This is a genomic window from Paenibacillus sp. FSL R10-2778, assembly GCF_038593035.1.
GTDB lineage: Bacteria > Bacillota > Bacilli > Paenibacillales > Paenibacillaceae > Paenibacillus_AQ > Paenibacillus_AQ odorifer.
Window position 1 is genome coordinate 6,161,191 of the sequence record NZ_CP151956.1, and the last position, 13,507, is coordinate 6,174,697.

Sequence of the window (13,507 nt, forward strand, 5' to 3'; positions counted from 1 at the left end):
GACCTAATAAAATAAAGAGGACCCTCCGCAGCTCTTCCTGCATGAAGGATCCTCTCGAATCAGAACCGTGTATTAAATCAAATCTGATTGTTGCAGCAATCTTTGGATGATAGCCGCAACTTCTGCTCTCGTAATGAAGGCTTGTGGGGCAAGTACATTTCCGCTTCTGCCCGTGATGATTCCTGCTTGCAGGCTGTCTGCGATGCCACTCTTCGCCCAGTCTGATGCTTCATTCGCATCCGTGTAAATGCTCAGCAGCTCGCTTGCTTCTTTGGCCGGAAGTTTTGTCTTCAGATCGGTAATCACCATAGCTTTAGCAATAATACTCATCGCCTGTTCCCGAGTAATCTTGTCTGTTGGATGGAACGCTCCATCTTCAAAACCGTTGATTAGCTTATAGGAGTAAGCTGTCTGCACCGCATCATTATACCAATCTGAGACCTTTACATCCGCAAAGGATGTTGTCCCGCTTTCCAACTTCAATCCCAATCCACGTACGATAATCGCCGCAAATTCTGCACGTGTAATCTCCAGATTAGGGTTAAACAAATCGTCGCCGACTCCATTAATAACCTTACGGGAAGCCATCTCATTGACAATGTCCTTAGCCCAGTGGGTGGCGACATCCTTGAAGTTCTGTGGATCTTGAACTACAAAATACGTACTGTTCGTTAAACTGTGTATTTTCGCAAAGTGTTTGCCATCAATGGCAACAATCTGTGTGGGTACATGGCGGAACGTCCCCCCCGCTTCAAGCACTAGCCCAGTCGTGATCTTCTTAAGGTCTACACCATCCGCTAGAGGAATAGTTCTTTCCACATAGGTATTAAACTTAGTGAGTTCAACAGTTTTCCCAGCGTAAGTAACCTTCACCGTGAAATCTAATGGCTGAGCTACCAACGTTAGCTTTTCATTGGCTGCCAACATTTCTATTCTTTTCAGTGCATCCGCAGTCGGAACAGAAATTGAAATTTGCACCTTCACATCTTGTAGAGCAATGTCTGTGCCAAACTGTTTTGAAATTGCACTGATATCAATCTGTGCTGCTGATATTGTATAAGTACCTTTTGGAGTACGAATGATTAGCAGCGCCTGCTTCTGCTCCATATCTTTGATGATTTGGCCATTAAGCTCGCCAATAATCACATCTGAAGTCGCAGTCACAGGGATAGTTATAATTGCATTCTGGTCTTCCTTTTCGATACGTTGCTCTATTTTTGCCTGATCTACAACAATCGTGGTAACCGTCTGCCCGTTATACTCAGATATCGTTGCTGTTCCGGCATTTTCAACCTTACCGTTCACCAATACCTCAACCATGCTGCTAGATGGTGTAGCTGCAGCTGTAGCAGTGGATCCTGCTGTTGCAGTTGGTGCAGTTGTTGAAGGTGGTGCAGTCGGTGTTGATGTCGGTGATTCTGTTGGCGTTGGCGTTGGCGTTGGTGTTGGCGGTGTAGGTGTAACCTCAACCTCCGTTGATGACTTCGGTGTCACTGAGTTCGAAACTTCAGAAGCTACACTACTACCAGCGCTATTAATCGCTTTAACTGTAAACGAATAAGTGGTTCCATTCGCTAGACCAGTTACCTTTATTGGACTTGTTGCCCCAACCGTTACGATATTACCCGGAGAAGCAGTTACCTCATAATTCGTAATTGGAGTTCCCCCGTTCGAATCAGGAACTGCAAATGTCACAGTCACCTCGCCATCTCCCGCTACCGCTATTAAGTAAGTAGGTGCAGATGGTGATGTTCTTGGTTTCGTGCTGACTTCGTTAGAAGCTGCACTCTCCCCGCCCGGATTAGATGCCTTAACTACGAAATAATAAGATTGGCCATTAGTTAACCCTGTCACATCATAGTTGTAGACAGATTCGCTTACTGTAGCCACTTGGGTCTCATAGATTCCAGAAGTGATACCTTGATATATAGTGTATCCAATCGCACCCTTCACCGGATCCCATGTTAAGCCGATGAGGCCATTACTTGCCACAGGTGAATGAAGTATTGGCGCGCCCGGCGCTGGAACCTGCGGCGTTCTAGTTACTTCATTGGAAGCCGCACTGATACCATCAGGATTAACAGCTTTAACAATAAAATAATAAGCAGTTCCATTAATTAATCCTACAGCATCGTAACTGTTCTCAGAGCCACTTATAGTAGCTACCTCAGCTCCATAAACACCTGAAGCTGTAGACTGATATACAGCGTAACTATCGGTACCATATACGGGACTCCAAGTAATACGAATATGTCCGTTTCCTGCTGTTACAGACTCAATACTTGGCGCAGCAAGTTCAGGCCAGGTAAGGTCAATAACTGCACTAGTGATCTCTGTAAGTCCTGTCGCATCAAATGCCAGTTGCGCTCCGGTGATTCCAGTGGCATTCGTAGCTCCCAGATCCGTAAAGGAAATGAGGCCCGCTACTGCTGTCAACGTCGTATTCCCCGTCAACGTCCAGGTTCCAGTGTCCTTCTTCGACACAGTAACAACCGTACTGTTGTCGCCAATATTCACATTCCCAAACTGATCCAGCAGCGTTATCACTGGCTGCTGCGCGAAGCTACCGCCATTGGCTTGCGGGGCACTTACGCCCGTGGTCAGCTTCATTGTCGCTGTGCTACCTGCGACAGGTGTAATGTTCAGCCCTGTTGCTGCTGGCGTGGCTACGCCTGCTTGGCTGAACACAACCGCTTGCGCGCCAGCTTTGTTCAGCTTCAGGTTCACCTGTGCTACACCCTCAACGAAATCAACGTTGATCTTGCTCGGTGAAGCTGCCAAAGCGGTGATTCCTAAGCTTCCGTACGTTCCGTCCGGCGCAACATCATAACCCGTTACCGTCACTTCTTTTGTTCCTGTGAACGTTGTATCCGTATCGCCCAGTGAATTCTTCACGGTCAGCGTAATCCCATTATCTACACCTACGACAGGTGTTAAAGTCGCCGCTGAGGCGGTGATGCTTTGCGCTCCCTGTGGCTGTGGAAGATTCACGGTAGCGCTAGTGATCTGTGGAAGACCTGTCGCATCAAATGCCAGTTGCGCTCCGGTGATTCCAGCTGCATTCGTAGCTCCCAGATCCGTAAAGGAAATGACACCCGCTACTGCCGTCAATGTCGTATTCCCCGTCAACGTCCAGCTTCCAGTGTCCTTCTTCGACACAGTAACAACCGTACTGTTGTCGACAATGTTTACATTCCCAAACTGATCCAGCAAAGTAATTACTGGCTGCTGCGCGAAGCTGCCGCCATTGGCCTGCGGAGCACTTACGCCTGTGGTCAGCTTCATTGTCGCTGTGCTACCTGCGACAGGTGCAATGTTCAGCGCTGTTGCTGCTGGCGTGGCTACGCCTGCTTGGCTGAACACAACCGATTGCGCGCCAGCTTTGTTCAGCTTCAGATCCACCTGAGCTACACCCGCAACGAAATCAACGTTGATCTTGCTTGGTGAAGCCGCCAAAGCGGTGATTCCTAAGCTTCCGTACGTACCGTCCGGCGCAACACCATAACCCGTTACCGTCACTTCTTTCGTTCCCGTGAACGTTGTATCTGTATTACCCAGCGAATTTTTCACAGTCAGCGTAATGCCATTATCTACACCTACGACAGGCGTCAAGGTCGCTGCTGAGGCGGTGATGCTTTGTGCTCCCTGTGGCTGTGGAAGATTCAACGCTACACTAGTGACCTGTGGAAGTCCTGTCGCATCAAATGCCAGTTGCGCTCCGGTGATTCCAGCTGCATTCGTAGCTCCCAGATCCGTAAAGGAAATGAAGCCCGCTAATGCCGTCAACGTCGTATTCCCCGTCAACGTCCAGCTTCCTGTGTCCTTCTTCGACACAGTAACAACCGTACTGTTGTCGCCAATATTCACATTCCCAAACTGATCCAGCAAAGTAATTACTGGCTGCTGCGCGAAGCTACCGCCATTGGCTTGCGGCGCACTTACGCCTGTGGTCAGCTTCATTGTCGCCGTGCTACCTGCGACAGGTGTAACGTTCAGCGCTGTTGCTGCTGGCGTGGCTACGCCTGCTTGGCTGAACACAACCGCTTGCGCGCCAGCTTTGTTCAGCTTCAGGTTCACCTGTGCTACACCCTCAACGAAATCAACGTTGATCTTGCTCGGTGAAGCTGCCAAAGCGGTGATTCCTAAGCTTCCGTACGTTCCGTTCGGCGCAACATCATAACCCGTTACCGTCACTTCTTTTGTTCCGGTAAACAGAGTGTCCGTGTCGCCCAGCGAGTTCTTCACGGTCAGCGTAATGCCATTATCTACACCTACGACAGGCGTTAACGTCGCCGCTGAGGCAGTGATGCTTTGCGCTCCCTGTGGCTCTGGAAGATTCAACGCTACACTAGTGATCTGTGGAAGTCCTGTCGCATCAAATGCCAGTTGGGCTCCGGTGATTCCAGTGGCATTCGTAGCTCCCAGATCCGTAAAGGAAATGACACCTGCTACTGCCGTCAACGTCGTATTCCCCGTCAACGTCCAGCTTCCTGTGTCCTTCTTCGACACAGTAACAACCGTACTGTTGTCGCCAAGGTTTACATTCCCAAACTGATCCAGCAGCGTTATCACTGGCTGCTGCGCGAAGCTACCACCATTGGTCTGCGGGGCACTTACGCCCGTGGTCAGCTTCATTGTCGCCGTGCTACCTGCGACAGGTGTAATGTTCAGCGCTGTTGCCGCTGGCGAAGTTACGCCTGCTTGGCTAAACACAACAGCCTGTGCTCCCGCTTTATTCAGCTTAAGGTTCACCTGTGCTACACCCGCAACGAAATTAACGTTGATCTTGTTCGGTGAAGCTGCCAAAGCAGTGCTTCCTAAGCTTCCGTACGTTCCGTCCGGCGCAACACCATAACCCGTTACCGTCACTTCTTTTGTTCCGGTGAACGTTGTATCCGTATTGCCCAGCGAATTTTTCACGGTCAGCGTAATCCCATTATCTACACCTACGACAGGTGTCAACGTCGCCGCTGAGGCGGTGATGCTATATGCAAGAGTAGGTCCTAGGTTCAGGGTCATTTTAGTGAAATAATCCCCCACGACCTTAAAATTAGTACCATCGTAAATAATGCCATTAAGATTAGAGGTAAGCTCTGATGTTTCCTGAGTCCACGTGGATCCGTCTGCCGAAGAGAATAACTCCCCCTTCAATCCAACAGCCAGAAAACTTCCATTACCAAAGCTGATATTATTTAGTGCGCTAGCTGATATTGTAACCTTCGTAAAAGTTACCAAATCTTCTGTGGTTAGAATTACTGCCTGCTGGCTAAGTGTATCTTCTCCAACCAGAATATAAGCTCTACCATCATAGGCAATTCCCTTTAAAGAAGTATTGGGGAACCCAATCTCTAAGGGCACATTCCACTGTATTCCATCTGATGATTTTGCGATAACAACGCTCTCTTGCTCATAAGTAGTACTATTGTATTTCATCCCAAGAGCTACAAATTGATTATTCAAGTAAACTACTGTATTAAATGCAAAATCCCCATTTTTAAACTTCTCTGTCCATGAGGTTCCGTTAACTGAAGAATAAATTCCGCCATAATCGGAAACAGCAACGTACTGATTTGTGCCAAAAGCAACGCCAGTCAGATTGTCCTGCACTCCGGTATCTGTCATAGTCCAAGTATCACCGTTGGTCGAGGTCACCACTTTGGCGTTAAGATTGTAGTTTTCTTTATCTGTAACCGCAATAAACTTCCCTGCTCCATAAGTGACCGCATTCATTCCTGGCAGCTTGGAGGGTGTGACATCGTTCCATACTGCGGAGCTATTAGATTTGTAAATAGAGCCATATTCCCCGGATGAGACGGCAACATAATTGCCATTACCATCCTTAGCAATACTTTTCAGATTACCGCTGACATTACTCCACGCCGATAGGTCAGAAGAAACCAGTAAGCCGCTGCCCCCTGAGGCAACATATTTGCCATTTCCGTAAACCATATTGTTCACCATCATTGTTGTATGGGAATCCGAAGATGTCCACTGGGTGCTGTCCAGCGGAGCCGCAGAAGATTTATAAATTACACCCTGCCCAAACAACAAATAGCTCCCATTTAAAGAACCTCCCCCATAAAATTGCTTGTTATCCCATGAGGCATCAACGGTCCAATTAGCACCGTCTGTAGAGGTGAATACTTTTTTAGCATACGGAGTCACGATATAACTAAAGAAACGATTATTTAAATAGATTACATTCGTAACATAAGGCCAACTAGAGTTATAGTGGTTGATCACAAGATCGGTTAAGGTGACCGTTGTCCAATTGATCAGATTCGTTGAGGTATAATAGACAGCATTGTTAGCAGAGACCACATATTTGTTGTTGCCATAAGCAATATCCGTTAAGCTTTGCATTCCGAATATTGCATTGGTAGAAGTGATTCCTGTGTCTGTCCAGTTAATGCCATCCGAGGATTGTAGTAGAGTTACATCATAAGAAGGTGGATTGGTGCCAGGTTTATATACTGACTGCCATACAAAGAACTTTTCATTGACCGCTTTCAACCTTTCCGGTGTGATAGCTAACGTTTTTTTTGTCCAATTTTCACCATCGAGTGAATTGTAAACTGCCTTTTCGCTACCATCAATAGCTAAGAACAGCCCATTAGCGAACACAATAGAAGTTAGTTTGGGGTTCCCCGCCTTTTTTGAGATAGACCAATCTACGCCATTTGATGATGTAGATATCCCTCCTTGGCCCACCGCTACAAAAACATTGTTACCAAAAGCAACACTGCTCAAATTTCCAGCTGATGTGGAGCTTTGATCTATGATATTGCTATTGCTGGGTGCTGCATAAATTACTGCAGGCATAAACAGAGAACTGACGATAGAGAATACTAAACTTATTGCTAATAAAAGATTGCCACTCCGCTTAATCACAATTTTCCCCCTTTGGCATTACACCAAAATATAATTACTTCCACCATATGGAGATTAGATGTCTTGTCTAAGATTTGTAGCCATTTGGTTTGATTTTTATATCGGTATAATCCGAGAGAATTATTACGAATTTAACATTAAATTTTGATTAAAAACAACAATAATTTACACGCTTCACCTATCCATTTCCACAACCTTACAAATGAGAAAAAAACCTATCAAATATCAGGACTTAATCCTGAATTTAATAGGCTTTCAAGCTTTTTCTCGTAGAACTTTTTAAGCTGCTTAATCTTTTTTATTAAATAGAAATCGCTGCTTCTAAAGCTACTTCCATCATGCCGTTGAAAGAATTTTGTCTTTCTTCTGCCGTGGTTACAGCATGAGTAACTAACGAATCGGAAATGGTAAGAATACATGCAGCTTGTTTACCTAACACTTTCGCATTATGGAACAACGCATAACTCTCCATTTCTACACAAACACAGCCATGTTCATTGTAAAATTCATTAACTCCAGGCACATTGTCTTCATGATAGAATACATCGCTGGAATGAATTCTCGCCGTCAGAACTGGCTTGTTAATACGTGTAGCCGCTGCTTCAATGACTTCGTTCAATTCTTTACTTGGCAGCTGGATATCTCCTTCTACACCGCTTTGCACATAGGCATATGTAGATTCACTCCACGCGCTATCCGCCAACACCACGTCAAATAAATTCAATTTATCAGTATATGCTCCAGCACTACCGATACGAATGATGTTTTCCACACCATAGTTTTTGTATAGTTCATAAGAATAAATACCGATACTTGGCATTCCCATTCCCGAACCCATTACCGAAACCTCTTTGCCTTTATAAGTTCCTGTATATCCAAACATATTACGTACCGTATTAAATTGGGTTGGGTTCTCCAAATAGGTTTCTGCAATATACTTCGCTCTCAAAGGATCTCCTGGCATTAATACTGTTTTGGCGATTTCACCATTTTGTGCTGCATTGTGCGGCGTTGACATAATTTATTCCTCCTATGTTGATTACTCATTACTATCTTACTATACCATTCATGATTTTAAATATACGTTTAAAATTTTCTTTTATTGCGACAAAAATACTGCTACTGAATCTCTTTTTATAATTTATTAGCAAACTCATTAAGTTTTTGGGACATTATCTTTATTTCCTCAATAAATGTAGAAGTATGCTGAACAGATGCCGCCTGTTCTTGCCCGATAGCTGCTATCTTCTCTATCGAATTAGCCATTTGATTCGTAATTCCCTTAATCTGTAACATGGTTTTATTTATGTTTTGCGTCGAGGCGACGGTTTCCCTTGAAAATTTCCGGATTTCCTTGGCTACGACTTCAAAACTTCTACCTTTCTCACCTGCATGCGCTGCTTCTATTGCAGCATTCAGCCCAAGTAAATTCGTTTGATCAGCAACCCTGTTTATAATGGATAGGACTTCTGTTGTATTCTCCACATCTTTTCCAGCCTGCTGAGATTGAATGAGTAGTTCCTGAGAGTGATCCGAAAGTGAACTTACGCCATAGGAAATATTATTAATTTGCTCATTGGCTTGGGATAATGATTCCGAGATTTGTTCTACAATGGCTTTTAATTCACTTTGTCTTCGAATCTGAACTGCAATCCCGCCAATGACTTGTCCCGTTTGATCGTGAAGAGGTGTTGCTGTACCTGTAAACTCAAATCCATAAAAGTGGGCTGGAACATCGGACTTCAAGGTACGATTCTCTTGTATCGCTAAGTAAAGTGGTTCTTCTTTGTGTAAAGGTTGTCCTTCGTTAATGTTTAAATTTATAGTGTCGCCAGGAAAATAAGCAACGAACCGTTCCAAATCACATATCGCTATTGATAAATCAGAGGGGATAGATAATTTTATAATTGGTATAAGTGAGATAAATTTGTCTAAAGATTCAATGTTGTTAATCACAGAAATATAGTCTCCATTCCAGCAAAACGTTATTTATAGCGCACCAAGTCTAACCAGATTATGCCTTGCAGACATGCATTTAATCTAAATCCTTAATTTTGCTTAATTCATATTTTAGATATGTATTCGCGAAAATCTTCATAAAATCCTCCAAAAAAGTTTACAAACACCCATTTCTCTCTCACAAAAGACGAATAACATAAAAAAAGCCCCCACTTTGTGAAAAGTGAGGGCTTTCGTTCTCTTGCTGTTACTAATAATATCGATTAGTTACGGATCAGATAATCAAATGCTCCTAGCGCTGCAGTTGCACCGGATCCCATCGAGATAATGATTTGTTTATAAGCACTATTAGTGCAGTCACCAGCAGCGAATACTCCTGGTAAGCTAGTAGCACCATGGCTATCTACAACAATCTCACCTACGCGAGTACGTTCAACTGTGTCACCTAGCCATTCTGTATTTGGAACCAGACCAATCTGTACAAATACACCCTGCAATTCAACATGGTGAGTCTCTTCTGTCGCACGATCAACATAAGAAATACCATTTACCTTATCAGTTCCGGTAATCTCTTTAGTTTGCACGTTTTTAAGAACAGTAACGTTAGGAAGGCTATAGAGACGATCTTGCAGTACAGCATCAGCTTTGAGCTCTGGAGCAAATTCCAGAACCGTTACATGCTTCACTATACCTGCAAGGTCAATAGCTGCCTCAATACCTGAGTTACCGCCGCCAACAACTGCAACATCTTTGCCTGCAAACAAAGGACCATCACAGTGTGGGCAGTAGGCTACACCTTTGTTCTTGAATTCAGCTTCACCAGGCACGCCCATATTCCGCCAACGAGCACCTGTAGACAGAATGACCGTCTTACTCTTTAGAACAGCACCGTTCTCGAGTTCAACTTCAATTAAGTCATTTTTGTCTAGACGTCTGACACGCTGCAATTTCATCACATCAATGCCATACTCTTTTACTTGCTCTTCAAGTTTAGCTACGAGTTGAGGACCTTCAGTGTACTTCACACTAATAAAGTTCTCGATACCAAGCGTGTCGTTAACCTGTCCGCCAAAGCGTTCAGCAACAATACCTGTACGAATACCTTTACGTGCCGCATAAATGGCTGCACTTGCACCAGCTGGGCCGCTGCCGACAACAAGCACATCATATGGAGCTTTATTGTCAAACTCAGATGCGTCCACACTGCTGCCCATTTTAGCTAAAATTTCTTCAACCGTCATACGACCACTTTCGAAAAATTCACCATTAAGGTAGACGCTTGGAACAGACATAATTTCTTTGCTTTCTACCTCTTCTTTGAATACTCCACCGTCAATCATCGTATGGGTAATGCCCGGATTAAAGATACTCATAAGATTCAGTGCTTGTACAACATCAGGGCAATTATGACAGCTCAGGCTAACATAAGTTTCAAACTTATATTCACCACTAATGCCTTTGATCTGATCAATTACACTTTGCTCAACCTTAGGAGCTCTTCCGCTAACCTGCAACAGAGCCAATACTAATGAAGTAAATTCGTGTCCAAGCGGAGTTCCGGCAAAGGTTACGCCCGTATCTTCACCCACACGATTTACACTAAAGCTTGGGGTTCTAGACAGTTCGGTTCTTTCCACCGTAATCCTAGGTGACATTTTGGCAATTTCATCAACTAGTTCGGTCATCTCTTGTGATGCCTCGTCAGCGCCTGCACTGAGTTTCAGTACTACATCGCCTTCCAAGAGTTCAAGGTATTGCGCTAGTTGAGCTTTTATTTCTTGATCTAGTTTCATTTAGCTTTCGCTCCTTAAATCTTACCTACAAGATCGAGACTTGGTTTAAGAGTTTCTGCACCTTCCGACCATTTCGCTGGGCAAACTTCACCTGGATGATTGCGTACATATTGCGCTGCTTTAATTTTGTTAACAAGAGCGCTAGCATCGCGACCGATACCACCAGCATTAATCTCAACAGTTTGAATAACACCGTCTGGATCAATGATGAATGTACCACGATCTGCAAGACCGTCAGCTTCGATCAATACATCAAAGTTGCGGGAAACCACATGGGAAGGATCGCCGATCATAATGTACTTCACCTTGCCAATTGCTGCGGAGCTTTCATGCCATGCTTTATGTGTAAAGTGTGTGTCAGTAGAAACGGAATATACTTCAACACCTAGTTGTTTGAGGGTTTCATATTGGTTCTGCAAATCTTCTAGTTCAGTTGGGCATACGAATGTGAAGTCAGCTGGGTAAAAGCAAACTACACTCCATTTACCTTTGAAGTTTTCTTCTGTAACATCGATAAATTTCCCATCTTGAAATGCGCTTGCTTTGAATGGTAGTACTTCTGTTCCGATTAATGACATATTGTTTAATCTCCTTTGGGTTTAATTTATGAATAGAGTGGATACTATTTATAATTATTATAATTAACCAAATTAAGGCCTGTCAAGTTATTTATAATAATTCTAATATGATAATCGTTGTCAGTCGCTAAATGTTCATACAAATTCCTTTCTTTCGGATTTAAATACAACACTTTATCATCTGACTGATGCTCATTCGTGCTTATTGACTATTATGGTTTAGTTTACATGTTTTATGTAGTTCAATTTCTACAATTCGATGTCTTCTACTATTAGATTGATAATATTCAAGGATTCTTCCGCTACTGTTGGATTAGAATATCGATTTCCATTATAGGTGATCAGTGCTTTCCATAAAGCCCACCCTCTTGCTCTATTCCACGTTTGTGCATCCATGTTTAATACCTTTTTAAAGATTCTTCTACTAGCCTCATCAAAAAAAGTCCACGCCATTGCAGCATCACAAGCAGGATCACCCACCCCTAATATGCCAAAATCAATGACTGCACAAAGCTGTCCGTCTTTGACTAATATATTTCCAGGTGCGACATCACCATGAACCCAAACTGGTTCTGACTCCCATTCAGAGTCTAATGCCAGTTCCCAGATCTTTTTCAATAGACCTTCATTAAAAATATCTTTATTATGCTCAATCGCATTTCTAGATTCCTCATCATATACAGCTAAGGACCCACCTCTATAAAAATTATGCTCTCCGGCTAAAGGTCCCCCACTAGCATCAATAGACTGTAATTCAATTAAAAAGCTTCCCAAGTCTCTCGCAAATTGATTGAGATCATTAATGTTCTCATGGGATAAAGTCTCTCCCTCTAGCCAATTATTAATAGACCAAGGCCAGGGATATTCTTTGGTAGGTGTCCCTTTCGCTAATGGTGTTGAAATAGGTAACGTAAGTCCTTTCTTTAAAAAAGGTAACCATTTTTGTTCTTTCTCCACTTGAGGAACATAAGCGGCTGCACTTGGTAATCGCACACTCATCTGTTCACCTAAATGAAAAGTCCGATTATCATGCCCACTGAATTTTACAGGCCTGATCTCTAAATCGGACCATTCAGGAAATTGTTCATTTATTAATCTTGCTACTAAATCGACGTCTATAGTATGCATAAATATCTCCAATCATGATTTACAAGCATTATTTGGTTGTCTTAAATATTTTCTTGTGACATATGGTATGTGTAAGCTTTATATATTAGTTATAAAGTACAAAGAGAATATACTTTTTTATAGCTCGATATATATCAGAAGGAGATCTTTGTATATGGAATATGATAGCCTTATCAATGAAATTAAACACTCCTATCAAATAAATATAGAGAATATCAACCTTCATCGTGAGATGATCGGTAGGGTGTATTTTTTGCAGAACCAAGAGAAAAAGTATATGTTCAAAATATTTCGTAGCTTTAAAACGGATGATGCTCTGCAGACGGTTCGCATCCTCGATTATTTAAAAGCTAACTCATATCCAGCAGTTTCTGTGATTAGAACTGTACAGAATGATAGCCACATTATACTCAGTAGTCAGGCTGGCAGCTGCGTTGGAATACTATACGATTATGTCGAGGGAGCAACACCCGATGGTAAAATCGAGGCGAAGAGCATCGGGACACAGATCGGGAAACTCCATAACTTAATGGAGCAATACCCCGAGAAGCTTATCCGTAGAACAAAATTCGATTACATCGATGGTTATATCTCCAATATGCAAGATCTCCAATTTGACCCAGGAAAAATCCTTGAACTAAATCATTACGGCAATGAATTATGGGAACGTATCACAAAGCTTCCCAAAAGCTTTTGTCACGGTGACCTTCACACAGGAAATATGCTCAGAAATGAGTGCGGTGAATATATTCTTTTGGACTTCGATGATGCTTCGGGTGATTATCCGAGTATGGATGTTGCATACATGTGTGATGCTACCGATTTTAATCACTCAAATGAATCGATGTATGATCAAACCATGCGTTTGTACGAACGTTTCTATTCGGGTTATAGTACAACACGTACAATAAGTAGTAATGAGTTTAAGGCTCTTTTCGATTTTATTGCGATCAGACATTTTCAAATCATCTCAAGAATAGTGCAGTGTCAAGGATTGCAAAGTATATCCAAAGAATTCTGCGATGAACAATATAGTTGGCTTATGAAATGGCAAGAACTTTGCATTAAACACGGGTAAAAGTACTGACGTTTCAATCTGTACTATATAAAAACAACCTCAGTACGGGTTCATCCCGAACTGAGGCTATTTTTGATAAC

At 43.1% G+C, this 13,507-nt stretch carries 7 protein-coding genes; 1 reads left to right on the forward strand and 6 read right to left on the reverse strand.

Translation table 11 applies throughout. The annotated features are described in order from the left end of the window. Nucleotides 1-72: 72 nt before the first annotated feature. The 6 genes from NST40_RS27585 to NST40_RS27610 form a co-directional block, all read right to left on the reverse strand. Nucleotides 73-6,891, reverse strand: coding sequence for an S-layer homology domain-containing protein (locus NST40_RS27585; protein WP_342410187.1), 6,819 nt, complete (start codon nucleotides 6,889-6,891; stop codon nucleotides 73-75). 301 nt (nucleotides 6,892-7,192) lie between these two features. Next, entirely contained in the window at nucleotides 7,193-7,909 is a 717-nt protein-coding gene (gene deoD, locus NST40_RS27590) for a purine-nucleoside phosphorylase (RefSeq protein ID WP_036681380.1), read from the reverse strand. A 116-nt stretch (nucleotides 7,910-8,025) separates the two neighbouring features. Further along, nucleotides 8,026-8,847: a methyl-accepting chemotaxis protein gene (locus NST40_RS27595; protein ID WP_341003950.1), complete on the reverse strand. Its 822-nt coding sequence runs from the start codon at nucleotides 8,845-8,847 to the stop codon at nucleotides 8,026-8,028. A 266-nt stretch (nucleotides 8,848-9,113) separates the two neighbouring features. Beyond that, nucleotides 9,114-10,643 carry an alkyl hydroperoxide reductase subunit F gene (ahpF, locus tag NST40_RS27600; protein ID WP_076277814.1) on the reverse strand — a complete coding sequence of 510 codons (1,530 nt, stop codon included), beginning with the start codon at nucleotides 10,641-10,643 and terminating at the stop codon, nucleotides 9,114-9,116. A gap of 14 nt (nucleotides 10,644-10,657) precedes the next feature. Next, entirely contained in the window at nucleotides 10,658-11,221 is a 564-nt protein-coding gene (gene ahpC, locus NST40_RS27605) for an alkyl hydroperoxide reductase subunit C (RefSeq protein WP_036681373.1), read from the reverse strand. Between the two features lie 249 nt (nucleotides 11,222-11,470). After that, entirely contained in the window at nucleotides 11,471-12,349 is an 879-nt protein-coding gene (locus tag NST40_RS27610) for an aminoglycoside phosphotransferase family protein (RefSeq protein WP_076219985.1), read from the reverse strand. A gap of 154 nt (nucleotides 12,350-12,503) precedes the next feature. Between NST40_RS27610 and NST40_RS27615 the strand changes: the two genes are divergently transcribed. Beyond that, entirely contained in the window at nucleotides 12,504-13,427 is a 924-nt protein-coding gene (locus tag NST40_RS27615) for a phosphotransferase (protein ID WP_076219984.1), read from the forward strand. Nucleotides 13,428-13,507 lie beyond the last annotated feature (80 nt).

Bases quoted from the DNA above. Each gene is read 5' to 3' on its own strand.
- NST40_RS27615 (WP_076219984.1), top strand. From the start codon at position 12,504: ATGGAATATGATAGCCTTATCAATGAAATTAAACACTCCTATCAAATA.
- deoD (WP_036681380.1), bottom strand. From the start codon at position 7,909: ATGTCAACGCCGCACAATGCAGCACAAAATGGTGAAATCGCCAAAACA.
- ahpF (WP_076277814.1), bottom strand. From the start codon at position 10,643: ATGAAACTAGATCAAGAAATAAAAGCTCAACTAGCGCAATACCTTGAA.
- ahpC (WP_036681373.1), bottom strand. From the start codon at position 11,221: ATGTCATTAATCGGAACAGAAGTACTACCATTCAAAGCAAGCGCATTT.
- NST40_RS27610 (WP_076219985.1), bottom strand. From the start codon at position 12,349: ATGCATACTATAGACGTCGATTTAGTAGCAAGATTAATAAATGAACAA.